Source organism: Formosimonas limnophila (assembly GCF_014652675.1).
Classification (GTDB): Bacteria; Pseudomonadota; Gammaproteobacteria; order Burkholderiales; family Burkholderiaceae; genus Hydromonas; species Hydromonas limnophila.
The window spans coordinates 149,061-165,838 of record NZ_BMZG01000006.1 but is presented as its reverse complement, the minus strand read 5'-3'; the positions used below and the strand labels follow the sequence as shown (position 1 = coordinate 165,838).

Below are 16,778 nucleotides of genomic sequence, written 5' to 3'. Positions count from 1 at the left end.
AAAACGAAAAAACCCCCGAATCTTCGGGGGGCTTTTTATCAGTCATTTTGTGCAGTCAGCTATCACCATAACCATGCGGATTCTGGCTTTGCCAACGCCAAGCATCACGGCACATATCAGCCACATCAAACGCCGTTTCAAAGCCCAGAACCTCACGTGCATGCGATGCATCAGCATACACAGATGCCACATCACCCGGACGGCGCGGGCAAATGTCATAAGGTACTTTTTGACCCGAGGCCTGCTCAAACGCCGCAATCATTTCTAAAACCGATACTGCGCAACCCGCGTCTAAATTGAGCGTGATGGAATCATTGCCTGCCAATAAATACACCACCGCCAACACATGACCACGCGCCAAATCCATCACATGGATGTAATCACGCTCGCCCGTACCGTCGCGAGTGTCATAATCATCGCCAAATACAGAGAGTTTTTCACGCACGCCCACAGCGACTTGCTGACATAAGACATGAGGTTATTCGGCACGCCGGGCGGATGCTCGCCAATCAACCCTGAAGGGTGTGCCCCCACAGGATTAAAATACCGCAACATCGCATAACGCAACGATGCATCAGAGCTGGCCACATCAGCAGCGATGCGCTCCATCATGACTTTCGTCTGACCATAAGGGTTGGTGGCGGACAGCGGCGCATCCTCTGACGTCGGCGACTGGCCATGCTCACCGTACACTGTGGCAGAGGAGCTGAGAACGATGTGACGCACCTCTGCCTTTTTCATCGCCTGTAGCACACTAATGAGACCTGAAACATTGTTGTCATAATAAGCCAAAGGCTGCTGAACCGATTCACCGACTGCTTTCAAGGCCGAAAAGTGAATGGCAGCATCAATCTCATGCTCAATGAATATGTGTGCCAATCGCTCAGTCTCTCGTACATCTGCTTGAATCAAAACAGGACGAATACTCGTGATTTGCTCAATGCGATCAACCACCACCGCAGAACTATTGACCAAACTATCCAAGAGCACAGGCACCATACCAGCTTGAATCAACGACACTGCCGTATGTGAGCCAATATAACCTGTACCACCTGTGAGCAAAATATTCGTCATGACAATTCAGCGCAAAAAGCGCAGCCCAAAATGCAAGTTCGCTTCAAGAAAGCCGACCTTATTACCGCAATCAAATCGTTTGCCCGAAAAAGGCACACCGAGCACACTCTGCTGCTTGAGCAACTCGGCAATCCCATCCGTCAATTGCCATTCGTCATTCGCCCCGCGCGGCGTATTTTCAAGAATGCCCATAATCGAACCGTGCAAAACATAACGCCCCACCACCGTCCAGTTACTCGGTGCATCCTCACGTTTAGGTTTCTCGACAATCCCCGTAACCTCCATCGGCACATGCATATCAAACTTCGGTGCAATCACACCGTACTTCTCGACTTCATCCCAACGCACACGCTCTAATGCCAAAACGCTCGCTCCCTCACGCTCGTGTACCTGCAGCATCTGCTTTAACGCACCATACGGGTATCCATCAATCAAATCATCCGGCAACATCACCGCAAAATACTCATCCGCATCAATCAGAGGCGCAGCGCAATGCACCGCGTGTCCCAAACCCATCGGCTCAGACTGGCGAACATAAACACACTTCACATGAGATGGGATGATATTTCGCACAATCTCTAAAGCTTCGAGTTTTTGCTTCGCCTCTAAATCTTTTTCCAGCTCCGGATTTTTATCAAAGTAATCCGCAATTGCGTTTTTATTTCGTCCCGTCACAAAAATCAACGTTTCACAGCCCGCCTCAATCGCCTCACGAACAGCGTAGTCAATAATCGGCCGGTCAACCACCGTCAGCATTTCTTTGGGAATGGCTTTGGTTGCAGGCAAAAACCGAGTACCTATACCAGCGACGGGAAAAACAGCTTTATTCACGGTCATTTAAATTTTTCCTAAAAAAGCAGCCAACATAAAGCCATAATGCTCTAAACGGCGCTGACGGTACAACCCCAGTCTCCGAAACAAGAACAATCGAGAAAAGCTGCGATACCATCCACGCATATTGTGCAAGCGGGAAAATCCTTCATAGACCCTACGATTCTCAGCCGTCATATCATCAACAATGGGTTTTAAAGCTTCGATATTATCCGCAGTCCAACCACGAAACTCATTATTTAATAATTTTCTTAATCGATAAAATTTCTGAAAAACACCCTTATTCGCGCCAATCACATTAGCACCATGCTGACGGTACAAGACATAAGGCTCATCATCAAACACCACTGTCCCACCACATGCAGTCACCACCATATAAGTCAACCAATCGTGATGTACTGGCACATTCACTTTTTTCAGTAACTTTAGTGTTTTAGAATCAAAAACCATTGTATTACCACCTGCTATGGACTCCAATAAAGCGTTTTGAAAACTCGCTGCTCGAGGCATACCTTTCGATAAAAACACAGGGTTTAAGTCCTCATCACACACCATTGTGCGTGATGCATAGAGTTGTGGCCTTTGTGTGACGGAGTAAAATCGAAGTTTTTCCTCTGCTGTAGACAGCTTTTCTGAAAGCCACACATCGTCTTGATCCGAAAAGGCATAAAGACTAATTTGGCTGACATCAACCGTTGCTATTAAATGAGCGAAGTTGGCATTGACACCTCGTTCAGGCCCCTCAACCACGGTAACTCGCTCAAAATGTGATGTCGCTGCGATTTTACCTTTTAGAAACTCAACACATTGCCGCGCCCCACCATCATCGCTAATCAGCAACCAGACATCCATGTCTTTTTGCTTAAGAATCGATTGAACTTGCTCAGCGATATATTTTTGGCCTCGGTAGCTGGCCAGCATGACTGTGACCCTCATGGCATTTTCCCTGTCTTACCAAGCATCCCATGCCACAAACCTTTGAGCATCATCTTCACATTTAAGGCACGTGGCTGGTTGAGCAATGCATAAACTCCCGCGCGCAGAAACAATCGCGACGCATCAATCAACTTCCAATTGAAAGGGATGTGCTTCATTTTGTAAAGTAGAATCGCATTGCGGTATTGATAATAACGACGCAATGGGGAATGCACAATCATGTTACGTCCCATGAACTCAATTGCGCGAGATCCCAACTGATGAGACATTTTTGCAGACCACACCGCATAGCTGGCATAGCCCATCGTCTGTGCACGCAAGCCCCACTCCGTATCAACATAATCAATGAACAAGTCGGAGCGCATATTACCCACAGCATCAATAACGCTCATAGGAATTAAGCAACCAGAAGCAATCAATGCATCTGTTTGTACCAGCGGATGATCCGCGTCACACGACACTTTAATGCGACGAACCCCCTCCACTCTTGTAAATACAGAAGCCTCGTTTTGATGCTCACTAACATAAACTGGACCTACAGCGGCAGCATTTGGCAAATTTATCAAAGTTTCCAATAGCTCTCGCACCATATTATCAGCAGGTCTACTATCTTGATCCATGAGCAGTAAATGTGTTGCGCCTTTATCTTTACTCCACTCAATACCCAAATTTTGGGCATAGCCGATACCATAATTATCATCGAGCTGAATTATTTGGATATTTGCAACTCTTAGTTCTGGAAGTAGCTTCTTGATATTCACAGAACTCGAGCCATTATCTAGCACAAGTATGTCATCAACTTGATGTGACAAACATAGGAGGCTCTCCGTCAATGAAAACCAATCCGGCTCATAGGTAACAACCAGCGCAATAACTTTTTGCACGACTTATAACCCTTATTAATCAGAACTAAACCAGCGACATAAAGCTCATTAATCAAATCGTTCGCAACAAGTAGAAGAACAAAATAATGAACAAGGCCCCAAAGTATGAACTGAGGGGCCCTTTACTAATATAACTAAATAATCTGGAAATGGCTATTATCAAAGACCAAGCTAGCACTTAACTGAGCAAATAACTGTGCCGCACCAGCCCCAGAGCCATCAGCATCGTAATACAAGCCACCAGAGCTTGTGTCATAAATGACCCGATCATCCGCATCTCTACCTGAAGTGAAGTTCGCACCAAAATTAAACTGTCCAACCATCAGGCTCGTTTGACCAAACAATGCTGTGAATATGGCATCGTCAAGCGCGATCTTATCCTCTCCAATAGTAAAGTCAAGAATACGATCAAGGTTATTTGTGACACTAAATCCCGAATCAAATACAAAAATATCGGAGCCTTGACCACCACTGAGTACATCATTATCCCAGCCACCGACCAAAACATCATTTCCAGACTCACCAAATAACCCATCATTGCCAATTCCACCGTACAACGTATCATTACCAACACCACCATCCATATGGTCGGGGTCAAATTCACCAAACATCAAATCATTTCCCTCATTACCATACATGATTTCAGTGCCGCTGCCGCCATAAACAGCATCATCATCAAATCCTGCATCAATATAGTCATTATCAGCTTCGCCATACAACACATCTTTACCGAACTCACCATATAATGTGTCTGCACCTATTGAACCAAACAGAGTGTCATTACCATAACCGCCTTCCAAGCGATCATTACCAAACTCGCCACTCAAATAGTCATTACCGTTAAGACCAGCGAGGAAGTCATCACCCGCTTGTCCATATAGGGAGTCATTACCATCCTCACCATAAAGCCTGTCAGCGTCATTACCACCTTGCAGATTATCGTCGCCTACGCCACCACCAAGCGTATCATTACCATCCTCACCATAGAGAACATCATTGCCGTCTTGACCATACATCGCATCATGACCTAGTCCACCATATAAAGTATCTGCCCCAGAACCTGCAACCAGTTGATTAGCAACACTATTACCTATCAAGATATCGTTATTTGAAGATCCAGTCGCGTTCTCAATCACACAACCATAAGCAATCGTTAAACAATCGCGAACATTTTGTTGACCATTCCAAAAAGATGCACCGATTTCAGACCACTCACCCGAATTTAGGTTGATTTTAACGGACTGAATTTGGTTAGATGCATCTATATTATCTTGTCCGCCCGCATCGTATATTGTTTGGTAAACATTCTCCTGCGCGCCAAAAGTATAAGTATTATTTCCCGTTTGATATGTTGTATTAACGCCATACAACCGCTGTAGTGCAGCAATATCGTTGAGCATTAAAGTTGTGGGGAAAACTTCAATACCATAGCCACCACTTGTTGACTGCCCTTGGTATGCACGATAGCTCATCACCGTATATTTAAGTTGATCAATAACTGATCCAGATTGATTTGAGTCATGGGGATGTCTTAATCCCAATGCGTGACCTATTTCGTGTAGTATAGTAGCCCGATCATAAGTACTTGATTCTGGTGAGCGTCCAGCGCCCCCAAAAAATACATCGCCTGAAGAGCTATCTGGGTCTGTATTAGGAAAAAAAGCTGCAGCTGTGTCAATGACTGTCGATGATATATTTGCAAACCTTAAGTCGCCGGCAGCTCCAGTTCGAGTAACTGCACTGCTAGTATCGATAACCTGCGTAAAAGTTAAATTGGTTACATTGGCAATGTTCTCTAAAGAATCAGCAACAGCGGTTCTTTGGCTAGTCGAGAGTGCTGTCACGCTATCTCTGTGCCAAGGATAGGTAGAAGAAATGGTAGAAAAACTATAGGTTAAATTCAGCCCTGAACTTAAAGCACTCCCCCATTTAGTACCTGACAGTAAATAGTCAACATTTGATGGCAAACCCAACGTCGGTTGATCGCCAGTAAAGGAGTACACATCTGCGCGATTACCTAGAACACCATTATTTCCGCCTCTATAAACATATCCCATAAAACCACCTTGTTAAAAAGTGAAGCATTTCACCTGTTTCTGTAAATTTTAGTTGCGTTAGTTAGCTATAGTCCAAAGCTGGCAAACCTCCAAGCAACCACCAAAGTAAGTGCAACTCGACATTCAAAGATAATTCGGGTAAGTATCTTAGATAAGCTTGAACCGAATTCTAACATCAAAAAAGCCTATTGCCAGTTCGATACTTAACTGCTGAAACAAGCTAATTTTAGAAAAGTCATTTTCCTCAGCCATTCAAGGGATTTAATATAGAATTAACCGCTTTTAAAGGATCTATAGAAAAACCCTTGAAAAAATCACCATAAGCTTCGTAACGGGCTCTGTCTGTTTCTCTTTGATTATCATAGAATCCACTCGACTCTGGCACATTTTTTAAGATCCTTGCAGCTCCTTTCTCAAAAAATGCTAAACCACTATAAACAGCAACAGATAAAAGATCCCATTTAGGAAGGTGATCTTGGACAAACAGAATATCATGTTTGTGCACAATGTCTACAGATCTCTTCACCCAATCTATTGGTGTATCCATAAACCCGTTAGCAATACTTGATCCACCATATGATGGCCAATATGAAGTCGAAATATCTTCAATCACATATCGACCTTTATTAACGAGATACGGCATAAGAGCAAAGAAACTGGTCAGCACATCCTTACGATGATGACTTCCGTCATCGATAATGACGTCAAAAGGACCGTACCTCTGGGCAAAGGCCGTCAAGCTATCAACATCTGATTGATCAACAATGTACGTACTTACACGATCGCAGTTGAGCTGGCTTTTATCATAGATGTCAATTCCAAATATTTCCGCTTTTGGAAAAAGGTTTTTCCAAAGAAATAAAGACTGCCCACCGTCTGCATAGTTTTCTCCACCAACACCAATTTCCAAAATCTTTATTGACCGGCCTTGAAGATCCGCCAAGTGACGCGCATAACCATACTCATATGAGTGCGCTAAGACTTTATCACAGCCAATTTGGCCACCCACAGCTCTGAATCGACGCTCGAATTCTTCTATCACGGTATCGCCCTAGCCACGAAAAGTTTCATACAATAACTGCTCATGTTCGGGTTTCCAAACATCACCCCAATTATTTGGGTACTTTACTTTTTGAGCTCGCTCATAACGCTCTTCTATTTTGTCGACATTTTCTGCAGCAACTCTCAGCGAGTTAACAATATCATTTACTGTTGGTTGAGCAACGTATATATTGTCCGAGATCTCTTTAAAATAACCACTATTTTTAGTCTCAAAAGCGTTAGTCACAACCAAAGCACCTGCACTCGATAAATCAAATGGCACAATGCTAGGATGAGGTGATGCCATAAGCGACAAACACAGATCAAAAGTGTACATGTTTTCCTCGTACTCTTTTAAGCTCATGCGCGGTAATTGAGTAATGGAGATATTAGAATTAAGTTTTATCTCAACATCTCCCAAGCCCATTCCGAAAAATTCCCACTCGGAACCATCACCAAAAACTCCCTCTTCAAAAGCATGAATAATTGACAAGGCAGCGAGCTCAAACATGTTGCGATTTACCGCAGGTCGGCTATAAAACACAAAACGCTTTTTATTTGTTTCTTTAGCCTTTTTGAAAGACTCCCAATCAGGCAAAATGGATGAACACGCGTTGTTAAAACTAACAAATTTTCTACCCTCACTAAAACCTTTGAATTGGAGCATGTAATGCAAAAGGGGCTCAGTTGAAACCAACGCATTAAAATTCATTTTATAAGTCTGATCTGAAAAAGCATTCAAGGACGAAAACGGATAAAACGCAGTCTCATAATCTTGGATTAGATATAAAAATGGTTTAGGATTAACTAACTTCTGAATTTTTTCAGCAAAATAAGCACTATACCAAACTGTAGCAATAACACCGTCAAACGGAGAAACGACCAAAGGCTCATTTCTTGCACCAATATATTCAACCTCAACCTCTTCAAATAGTGTTGAAAAAGAAGGAAAGTTATTCAAGCTCTTTTTGAAGACCTGTTCATCATAATAAAAATTATCAAAAAGCACCAAGCGCACTTTGAACCCACATTTTGCTGCAAATTTTGCAACGTTAAAAACGCCAAAGAATCCAGCAGAAATGCTTTCGATCGCAAACCCAGGTACCAAAACATTTACTCTAATCGGAGCGTTAACATCAACAACTACTTCCGGCATATCTAAAATTCGATTAGTCATCAAATTCAAAACGTGTTTATCGTACACCTGCAAACCTTGGATATTTGATAATTCTTTGTGTCTCAAGTTGAGAACCCGATCTGTTACCCCAAAGACGTTACCCGCCTTCAGTAAAGAATAAACTAATTTCTGTTTTTTTCCATTTAAAGATGAAAATCCACGACTTTCTCTGTATGCACTAAGTGCATTTCGACAGTTCTCTTGACCAAAAAATTCGAAAAAGGCAAGGTTCGCAACTCGCGTAATTTTTTTCAGCATGTGTAACTCCTATTCTTATTAATTCAATCTACCTTATACGCGGTACACTCATGAAGCGTAAAATAGCTCTGCTGCCGCTAAATGCTTAGCTTTTTGATCTTTCTCTGAAACTATTGGTTGTCCAACTAGTGGCCAATTTACATTAATCTCCTGATCGCTCCAAAGTAAAGCCCTATCATTTTCTGGCGAATAATAATTAGTCGCCTTGTACAAAAAATCTGCCGTTTCACTGAGTACATAAAAGCCATGTGCAAAGCCTTCAGGTATCCAAAACTGACGTTTATTCTCGCCACTTAATACAACACCAGACCATTTACCAAAACTGGGGGAATCCTTGCGTAAATCAACAGCCACATCAAAAACCTCTCCTTGAGTGACGCGCACCAGCTTCCCTTGCGCCATTGGAGGTAGCTGATAATGTAAACCACGTAAGACGCCTTTGGTTGAACGCGACTGGTTATCCTGAACAAAGACTACCTCACGCCCAACAATTTCGTTAAATACTTTTTGGTTAAAGCTTTCCATGAAAAAACCACGCTCATCGCCAAAAACTTTGGGTTCTATAATCAGGACATCAGGAATGTTTGTTTTGATGATATTCATGATTAGCCTTTCGCTACTTTAAGCAAATACTGTCCATAATCGCTTTTAAGCAAGGGTTCAGCCAGTTTAGCAAGCTGCTCTGAGTGAATATAGCCCATGCGATATGCAATTTCCTCAACGCAAGCCACTTGCAACCCTTGACGTTTTTGGATAGAGGCAACAAATGAACCAGCGTCGTGCAGTGACTCATGAGTTCCTGTGTCTAGCCAAGCAAACCCTCGATCCATCGCCTGGACTTTTAGCAAACCTTTCTGTAAATAAATATTGTTTAGGTCTGTAATTTCTAACTCACCACGTGGAGATGGCTTGATCGTTTTAGCATATTCAACAACGTGTTCATCGTAGAAATAGAGACCTGTGACAGCATAATTCGATTTAGGAAGCTTGGGTTTTTCTTCGATAGAGATGGCGTTTTTGTTCGCATCGAATTCAACAACACCGTAACGCTCTGGGTCACTGACGTGGTAGGAGAATACCGTGGCACCAGTGGTTTGGGCATTGGCTTCCTGAAGCATTTCGTGTAGGTCGTGACCATAGAATATGTTGTCACCGAGTACAAGTGCAGCAGGTGATCCGGCGAGGAATTCTTCACCGAGGATAAATGCTTGAGCAAGGCCATCAGGAGAGGGTTGAACCTTGTACTGAATATTTAACCCCCATTGTGCGCCATCTTTGAGTAGCTCCTCAAAACGCCCAATATCCTGAGGTGTACTAATAATAAGAATGTCTTTTATCCCCGCAAGCATAAGGACGCTAATTGGGTAATAAATCATGGGTTTGTCATAGACAGGTAAGAGCTGTTTACTCATGGCGTAGGTAATTGGATAAAGTCGTGTGCCTGAACCACCTGCGAGAATAATGCCTTTGCGTATCATGGTATGCTCCATTTTAAATGTTGTTTAGTTTAGTTACCTTATTGGCATTAAGCAAATATGCTCAACAAGACGTTTTGGGCTTGGCTTGATTTTTCCTCGCCTTTTGATGACTCATCCAAGCGGGCTATTTTTGGTTGTGAATCATGGCAAAAGCATGGCTAACCCCATCTTGCCATTTTGGTAACTGTAAATCAAATACAGTTTTGAGCTTTTCCGTATTGAGTCGTGAGTTAGCAGGGCGTTTCGCAGGGGTGGGATAGTCCGATGAAGGAATGCCTTTAACATCTGTTGCCCTAATCTTAAGCTTCATGCCTGCCTGCTCTGCTAGTGTGATGACATATTGTGCGTAACCATGCCAACTGGTTTCACCATCTGTCGCAAGGTGAAAAATGCCTGTGCACTCATCAATAAACTCTTCACCAAAGGCGAGATAATCACGAACAATATGTGCTGTAACGTCGGCGATGAGGGCGGCACTGGTTGGAGCGCCGATTTGGTCATTGACGATAGACAACGCTTCACGCTCAGCAGCGAGACGTAGCATGGTTTTGAGGAAATTATGACCATAAGCACCAAATACCCAGCTGGTCCGTAGGATGATGTGGCGATTGGTGATGTCTGTGATAGCGGCTTCACCTTGCTGCTTGGTCGCACCATACACGGACTGCGGATTGACTCCATCCTCTTCAATATAGGCTTGCGTCTTTTCGCCGTCAAACACATAGTCCGTTGAATAATGCACGATCAAAGCATTATTATCTTTCACCCATTGTGCCATCGCCGCAGGCGCAGCAACATTAACAGCATGGGCAGTCGCTTGATCAGATTCAGCCTTGTCCACAGCGGTATACGCGGCAGGATTGACAATCACGTCAGGTTGGAGTTTATCCAGTAAAGCGGTGACAGCTGATACATCGGCCAAATCAAGCTGTGAGCGCGATACAGGTATCAGCTGACCAAGCGGTGCAAGAGAACGTTGCAACTCAAAGCCCACTTGACCATTGACGCCCGTGATGAGAATTTTAGGTAAATGATCCATCATGCACCGTATTGTTTGGCAGTCCACTCACGATAACCACCACTGGTAACGTTTTGAACCCACTCGTGGTTGTCGAGATACCACTGGACGGTCTTACGAATTCCTGTATCGAATGTTTCAGCGGGCTTCCAGCCAAGATCACGCTCGATTTTTCGTGCGTCGATGGCGTAGCGTCGGTCGTGACCAGGTCGGTCAGTGACATAGGTAATTTGCTCAGCGTATCCCTTGCCATCTGCTCGCGGCTTCAATTCATCGAGCAAAGTACAGATAGTATTGACCACGTCAAGATTGGCTTTTTCATTCCAACCGCCGACGTTGTAGGTCTCGCCCAAACGCCCAGCCTCAAGCACACGACGGATTGCGGCACAATGATCTTTGACAAACAACCAGTCACGAATTTGTTGACCATCACCATAAATCGGCAAAGGCTTACCAGCCAGCGCATTCAAAATCACCAGTGGAATGAGTTTTTCAGGGAAGTGGTAAGGGCCATAGTTATTCGAGCAATTTGTCGTCAAAACAGGCAAACCATATGTATGATGCCATGCACGGACTAAGTGGTCGGAAGCAGCCTTACTCGCCGAATAAGGGCTATTTGGCTCATAAGAAGTCGTTTCAGAAAATGGTTCATCCGTCGCACTCAAGGTCCCGTACACTTCATCAGTCGAGACGTGTAAAAAGCGAAATGCCGCTTTATGATCAGATGGTAAATCACTCCAGTAAGCACGAACAGCTTCAAGCAGGTTAAATGTCCCAACAATATTTGTTTCGATAAAATCCGCAGGTCCATGAATCGAGCGATCCACGTGCGACTCCGCCGCGAAATTAATCACAGCACGGGGCTGGTACTCATTGAGCAGCTTCGTGACCAGTACTTTATCGCCAATATCACCCTGTACAAACACATGGTTATCACGCCCTTTGAGCGTACTTAGCGTATCAAGGTTGCCCGCATAGGTCAGCTTGTCCAAATTAACGACCAGCTCATCAGAACCAGCACACCAATCCAAGACAAAATTACCACCGATAAAACCTGCGCCACCTGTGACCAAAACCGTCATATACACAACCTTTCTAAGCGAATATTCACACCATCAAACTGAATTGCCTCAATCATTAGCACTTTCCTAAGACTGCATTATAACTGAGCACCCTTCCAACCACCCCAAAACCACAAGAAATTATCTAATTAACAACACATTAAACCCCAGCAATCAATTGAAAACAAACAATTTTCTTTCAATAATGTCAAAAAAATCAAACAAACTAACCGATCGACCCATCACGCCCATACACATCCTCAAGACGAACAATATCATCCTCACCCAAATAAGAACCAGACTGCACCTCAATTAACTCCAGCGTGGTTTTACCTGGGTTCTCTAAACGATGCACAACACCTAGCGGGATAAAAGCGGATTCATTTTCGCTGAGCAAAAACACCTCATCACCACGCGTCACGCGCCCAGTACCTCGCACAACAATCCAATGCTCGGCTCGATGATGGTGCATCTGCAAGCTCAGTGATGCACCAGGCTTCACGATGATGCGCTTGACCTGAAAGCGCTCATCCGCAGCTATCGAGTCATAAGCACCCCACGGGCGAAAAACCTTGCGATGATTCTCTGTCAAGTGAACATGTGTCTTTTTTATAGCCGCAACAACAGACTTTAAGTCCCGCACTTCAGATTTTTTTGCGACCAATAACGCATCAACGGTATCGACAATCACTATATCGTCCAAACCCAAGCATGACACGACACGCTCATGCGACAACACCAAACTATTTGTGGTCTTCACAAACAGTGCATCACCCTGTGCAACGTTGCCATTTTGGTCTTTATCCAACACCTGCCACACCGTATCCCAAGCACCAACGTCTGACCAACCCGCATCCATGGGCACAACATAACCTTTAATTGAACTATCTGGCGTCAAACTTAACTTTTCCATCACAGCATAGTCAATAGAGTCTGAAGGGCAAGCCCCAAACGCGGTCTCATCGACACGAACAAAATCTAAATCGACTGCTGCATTAGTCACCGCAGCGTCACACGCTAGCAAAATATCGGGCGCATAGCGCGCCATGGCCTGCAACCACGAGCTGGCTTTCACCATGAAAATACCGCTGTTCCACAAATAATCACCACTGTCGAGATAAGCTTGCGCCGTACTCACATCAGGCTTTTCAACAAACTGGCTAATGTCTAGTACATTTGGGTACTGTTCTCGATCATTCGCTTGAATATAACCATAACCAGTAACAGGCGCATTGGGCGTGACACCAAAAGTCACCACGTGTCCATCAAGTGCGGCTGGCAAACCGTTTGCAATAGCTGCATGAAATGCATCGATATTTCGCATCGCATGGTCAGCAGCCATGGCCAGCAACACAGCATCGCTGCCATTAGCACAAATCGTTTGAGCGGCTAAAGTTAAAGCTGGCGCTGTGTTTTTGCCAAACGGTTCTAAGATAATCCGCTCTGCGACCACCCCAACTTGCAGCAACTGCTCTGCTGTAATGAATCGGTACTCTTGATTACAAACCACAATCGGCCTGTCAGACACCGCAATATCCAGCGTCAACCCATCCAATCTCAAAGCAGTTAACTGCAGTAATGTCTCGTCATCAATCAAACTTAATAGCTGTTTGGGATGCTTTTCTCGAGACAGAGGCCACAGTCGAGTACCAGAGCCGCCAGACAAAATAACAGGCACGAGTTGTTGAGCATTTTGATTCACCAATTAACTCCTAAGTTACGTCGACATTGCTGGTGGCGCATTATCAAGGACGTCAACGATTTTTCCGTGCTCCATATGAACAATTTTATTACAGGTTTTTTCAACTAACTCCATACTATGCGATGCCAAAACCAAAATGGAAGCTTGATTGACCATATGATTGAGTCGCTCAGAGGCTTTTTCCTGAAACTCGGCATCACCAACAGAGAGCCATTCATCCATCAAAATAATATCGGCTCGAATACTTGTCGACACAGCAAAACCCAAACGAACCGCCATACCTGATGAGTAGGTGCGCATCGGCATATTGAGATAATCACCCAAACCTGTAAACTCAGCGATTTCATCAGTCAGCGCGTCAATCTCAACGACGGAGAGTCCCATTAGCAACCCTCGTACGCGGATGTTCTCATAACCAGTGGCTTCACCATCCATACCGAGGCTGATGTCTAACAACGTGGCTATTTTTCCTTTGACATCCAACAAGCCACTCACGGGTGCGTACACCCCTGATAGCACGCGCAGCAAGGTGGTTTTGCCTGAGCCGTTATGACCTACAAGACCAACACGGTCACCCGGCTGAATATTTAAATTAATATCATCAAGCGCACGAACAACTACATGGTTTTTGGTGTCTTGAGCCACTCGCCCACCTGTGGTGACATTGAGAATGCTTTTTTTGAGAGAACGGTGGCTGCTATTGAATATGGGAAACTCGACACCAACATCTTTGGCAATAATATGTGCGGTCATATAAGCTCCTTACAGCCAATAAGCAACACGCTTACGGTAACGTGTGTGCATGAATGAAGCCAATGCGGCAAATACAATCAGCAAGACAAAAGACCAAACCCATGATTCAACAGCAGCCAGTTGACCAAGCATTGGCGCCCTGACAATCTCAAATAGATGGTGCAACGGATTGTAGTCAACAACCCACTGATAATGTGCCGGTAAGATTTTGGCCTGCCACATGACTGGCGTGAAAAAGTACAAAATCTGAGTAATACTTTGCACAATAGGCGAAATATCGCGAAAACGCGTACACAGCACCGCAATCGGAATCGAGAAAAAGAACAGCGTCAATGCCATCACCATGAAGCCCAAAACAACCATCGGTAAATTAGGGAGCCATGAGAAACCGAAGACCGCCCAAACCACAACAAAAACAATGATGTTATGAGCAAGCAAAATGATGTTTCGTGAACAAACCCGCAAGACATAAAGCGGGAGCGGCAAGTTGATTTGTTTGATGTAGCCCTCATACTGGGTGTACGCCGTGCACGCCTCATTGATCTGGGATGACATGAATGTCCACAGAATCAAACCTGATGCAAAATAAGGCATGAATTCAGCAATCGGCATTTTGAACAGCGAAGACCACAAAAATCCGAGCGCAGCTACCATAATACCAGTGGACAGCGTGATCCACAGCGGGCCCAAGGTTGAACGACGATAACGCTGACGAATGTCGAATACGGCAAGTGTCCACCACTGCTGAGTGGCTCTAAAACTTTGAATGATTTCTGACACACTGACTCCAGAGTTGATATTGCGTACAATGCACGCTGAGATGAAATGCTATTTTACCGAAAACCCCGCCATATAGATACTAACAAAGCAATTCTCCCATGACCCAACCGAATTTCTACCTGATTGGTGACGTTCAAGGCTGCTCGAACGCCTTACGTGACTTGCTCAACCAAATCCCCCATGACGCCGATATTTGGTTTTGCGGTGATTTGGTCAACCGAGGCCCAGACTCATTGTCTGTTTTACAGCAAATTAAAGCATTGGGTAAGCGCGCACGAGTGGTGCTGGGCAACCATGACATTCATTTACTGGCAGTGGCCGCAGGTGCACGAAAAAAAGGCAAGTCAGACACGCTTGATGAAATCTTGTATTTACCCAATCGCGACGAATGGCTGGACTGGCTGCGTCATCAACCTTTGGCTCATTTTGAGCATGGCGTTTTGATGGTACATGCGGGGGTTTGGCCGAGCTGGACGCTCGCAGATGTTTTGGCTCGCGCAGGAGAATTAGAAGCATTATTGCGCAGTGATGACTACACTCAGTCTTTGCAGACCCTATTCGGCAATGAACCCAATGCATGGCATGATGACTTGGTTGGTGTGGCGCGTTTACGCGTCATCACCAATGTCTTTACCCGCATGCGCACACTGCAGGGCGACGTGCTCGACTATGGGTTTAAAGCCGAACTAAAGGATTTGCCCCATCACCTCACTCCGTGGTTTGCCATGCCACGCCGTCAAACCATTAAAACACCGATTTTTTTCGGCCACTGGTCCGCGCTCGGATTTCATCAAGAAAACAACACCACCTGCTTGGACACAGGCTGCGTCTGGGGGCGTGAGTTGACGGCTTACCACTACCCCAGCGGGGAATTATTGACTGCTTTCGAATAAATCCAGCGGCTTAAACACCACGCAACACCTGAGCCACTGTCTCTGCCGCCATCACGTCTAAACCTAATGCACGTGAAACCGCCTCTTGCGTGGCTGTCGCCAACTCTTGACGATGGCTAAATTGTGCAGCTGGAATAATCGGGCAATAATGCACATTGGCTGTTAAGCCAATGCTTGTAGCCAATTGCCAAAAACTGCCCAGCATACTCATGTCACCTATATACGAAGCCACATTGCTGTGTCGTCCACCTTTAGAGTACGTCACCCCCAAAGGATAAATGTGCAATGCGTTGTCAATCGCAGGCTGAAATAAATTGCTCTTAAACGGTAAAAGGTATGTGCCATCCGTCGTCGTGCCCTCAGCATATAAACCAATCAAATCACCATTCTCTGCCGCATGAGTGATTTCTTTGTTGGTTTTAGAAATCATGTGGCGGTTGCCCCTCTCCACATACAGCGTACCGACACTCGAGACCAAAGTACCCAGTAAAGGCCATTTTTTAATCTCAGACTTGGCGATAAAACGCGTTGGCTGAATCGAATTGGCCACAAAAATATCGACCCACGATGTGTGGTTACTCACCAACATACCGCGCATTGGCAAGCACACAGGCGCAGAGACAACATTGAGTCGCACGCCCAAAACCATCAATAAAACCCTTGACCAAATCCGAATGATACTCTGACGCGCAGACCAAGGCATAAAGCGAAAAAACAACAATGTCAGCAACAAACCCACCAAAATATGCACCAACAAAACCACCAAGCGCAGTGGCGCAATCAACCAACCCAATACTTGCATAAACACCTCAAAAATTTGTCACACCGACCCAGA

At 44.8% G+C, this 16,778-nt stretch carries 15 protein-coding genes and 1 pseudogene; 1 reads left to right on the top strand and 15 read right to left on the bottom strand.

Annotation, left to right across the window (positions count from 1 at the left end):
• Nucleotides 1-55 precede the first annotated feature (55 nt).
• The 14 genes and pseudogenes from galE to IE082_RS06985 form a co-directional block, all read right to left on the bottom strand.
• Nucleotides 56-1,074 (bottom strand): annotated as a pseudogene (galE, locus tag IE082_RS07050) (UDP-glucose 4-epimerase GalE).
• A 6-nt stretch (nt 1,075-1,080) separates the two neighbouring features.
• The gene (galU, locus tag IE082_RS07045; protein WP_189493208.1) at nt 1,081-1,911 is read right to left on the bottom strand and encodes a UTP--glucose-1-phosphate uridylyltransferase GalU; all 831 of its coding nucleotides are present in this window, start codon (nt 1,909-1,911) and stop codon (nt 1,081-1,083) included.
• Nucleotides 1,912-2,841, bottom strand: a complete 930-nt coding sequence (locus tag IE082_RS07040; RefSeq protein ID WP_189493207.1) for a glycosyltransferase — start codon at nt 2,839-2,841, stop codon at nt 1,912-1,914. It lies immediately after the preceding gene.
• Nucleotides 2,838-3,725, bottom strand: coding sequence for a glycosyltransferase family 2 protein (locus tag IE082_RS07035; RefSeq protein ID WP_189493206.1), 888 nt, complete (start codon nt 3,723-3,725; stop codon nt 2,838-2,840). The genes IE082_RS07040 and IE082_RS07035 overlap by 4 nt, the downstream gene beginning before the upstream one ends.
• Before the next feature lie 134 nt (nt 3,726-3,859).
• Entirely contained in the window at nt 3,860-5,782 is a 1,923-nt protein-coding gene (locus tag IE082_RS07030) for a M10 family metallopeptidase (RefSeq protein ID WP_189493205.1), read from the bottom strand.
• 244 nt (nt 5,783-6,026) lie between these two features.
• A complete protein-coding gene (locus IE082_RS07025; protein WP_189493204.1) occupies nt 6,027-6,824 on the bottom strand; it encodes a class I SAM-dependent methyltransferase in 798 nt (265 codons plus the stop codon).
• Nucleotides 6,825-6,833: 9 nt separating this feature from the next.
• On the bottom strand, nt 6,834-8,258 hold the full coding sequence (locus IE082_RS07020; RefSeq protein ID WP_189493203.1) for a rhamnosyltransferase WsaF family glycosyltransferase: 1,425 nt from the start codon (nt 8,256-8,258) through the stop codon (nt 6,834-6,836).
• Nucleotides 8,259-8,306: 48 nt separating this feature from the next.
• Entirely contained in the window at nt 8,307-8,861 is a 555-nt protein-coding gene (gene rfbC, locus IE082_RS07015; protein ID WP_189493202.1) for a dTDP-4-dehydrorhamnose 3,5-epimerase, read from the bottom strand.
• Nucleotides 8,862-8,863: 2 nt separating this feature from the next.
• Nucleotides 8,864-9,736, bottom strand: coding sequence for a glucose-1-phosphate thymidylyltransferase RfbA (gene rfbA, locus IE082_RS07010; protein ID WP_189493201.1), 873 nt, complete (start codon nt 9,734-9,736; stop codon nt 8,864-8,866).
• 124 nt (nt 9,737-9,860) lie between these two features.
• Nucleotides 9,861-10,778: a dTDP-4-dehydrorhamnose reductase gene (rfbD, locus tag IE082_RS07005; protein WP_229809754.1), complete on the bottom strand. Its 918-nt coding sequence runs from the start codon at nt 10,776-10,778 to the stop codon at nt 9,861-9,863.
• Nucleotides 10,775-11,836, bottom strand: a complete 1,062-nt coding sequence (gene rfbB / locus IE082_RS07000) for a dTDP-glucose 4,6-dehydratase (RefSeq protein WP_189493200.1) — start codon at nt 11,834-11,836, stop codon at nt 10,775-10,777. Before rfbB ends, rfbD begins: the two co-directional genes overlap by 4 nt.
• A gap of 205 nt (nt 11,837-12,041) precedes the next feature.
• Nucleotides 12,042-13,517, bottom strand: coding sequence for a mannose-1-phosphate guanylyltransferase/mannose-6-phosphate isomerase (locus IE082_RS06995; protein ID WP_189493199.1), 1,476 nt, complete (start codon nt 13,515-13,517; stop codon nt 12,042-12,044).
• Nucleotides 13,518-13,532: 15 nt separating this feature from the next.
• On the bottom strand, nt 13,533-14,270 hold the full coding sequence (locus IE082_RS06990) for an ABC transporter ATP-binding protein (RefSeq protein ID WP_189493198.1): 738 nt from the start codon (nt 14,268-14,270) through the stop codon (nt 13,533-13,535).
• A gap of 9 nt (nt 14,271-14,279) precedes the next feature.
• Nucleotides 14,280-15,050, bottom strand: coding sequence for an ABC transporter permease (locus IE082_RS06985; protein WP_189493197.1), 771 nt, complete (start codon nt 15,048-15,050; stop codon nt 14,280-14,282).
• A gap of 98 nt (nt 15,051-15,148) precedes the next feature.
• Between IE082_RS06985 and IE082_RS06980 the strand changes: the two genes are divergently transcribed.
• Nucleotides 15,149-15,943, top strand: a complete 795-nt coding sequence (locus IE082_RS06980; RefSeq protein ID WP_189493196.1) for a symmetrical bis(5'-nucleosyl)-tetraphosphatase — start codon at nt 15,149-15,151, stop codon at nt 15,941-15,943.
• Nucleotides 15,944-15,953: 10 nt separating this feature from the next.
• Here the strand turns inward: IE082_RS06980 and IE082_RS06975 are convergent, their stop codons facing one another.
• Nucleotides 15,954-16,745, bottom strand: a complete 792-nt coding sequence (locus tag IE082_RS06975) for a lysophospholipid acyltransferase family protein (protein WP_189493195.1) — start codon at nt 16,743-16,745, stop codon at nt 15,954-15,956.
• Nucleotides 16,746-16,778: the final 33 nt, after the last annotated feature.

Bases quoted from the DNA above. Each gene is read 5' to 3' on its own strand.
- rfbD (WP_229809754.1), bottom strand. From the start codon at position 10,778: ATGATGGATCATTTACCTAAAATTCTCATCACGGGCGTCAATGGTCAA.
- IE082_RS06980 (WP_189493196.1), top strand. From the start codon at position 15,149: ATGACCCAACCGAATTTCTACCTGATTGGTGACGTTCAAGGCTGCTCG.
- IE082_RS07040 (WP_189493207.1), bottom strand. From the start codon at position 2,841: ATGAGGGTCACAGTCATGCTGGCCAGCTACCGAGGCCAAAAATATATC.
- galU (WP_189493208.1), bottom strand. From the start codon at position 1,911: ATGACCGTGAATAAAGCTGTTTTTCCCGTCGCTGGTATAGGTACTCGG.
- IE082_RS06975 (WP_189493195.1), bottom strand. From the start codon at position 16,745: ATGCAAGTATTGGGTTGGTTGATTGCGCCACTGCGCTTGGTGGTTTTG.
- rfbB (WP_189493200.1), bottom strand. From the start codon at position 11,836: ATGACGGTTTTGGTCACAGGTGGCGCAGGTTTTATCGGTGGTAATTTT.
- rfbA (WP_189493201.1), bottom strand. From the start codon at position 9,736: ATGATACGCAAAGGCATTATTCTCGCAGGTGGTTCAGGCACACGACTT.
- IE082_RS06990 (WP_189493198.1), bottom strand. From the start codon at position 14,270: ATGACCGCACATATTATTGCCAAAGATGTTGGTGTCGAGTTTCCCATA.
- rfbC (WP_189493202.1), bottom strand. From the start codon at position 8,861: ATGAATATCATCAAAACAAACATTCCTGATGTCCTGATTATAGAACCC.
- IE082_RS07020 (WP_189493203.1), bottom strand. From the start codon at position 8,258: ATGCTGAAAAAAATTACGCGAGTTGCGAACCTTGCCTTTTTCGAATTT.
- IE082_RS07030 (WP_189493205.1), bottom strand. From the start codon at position 5,782: ATGGGATATGTTTATAGAGGCGGAAATAATGGTGTTCTAGGTAATCGC.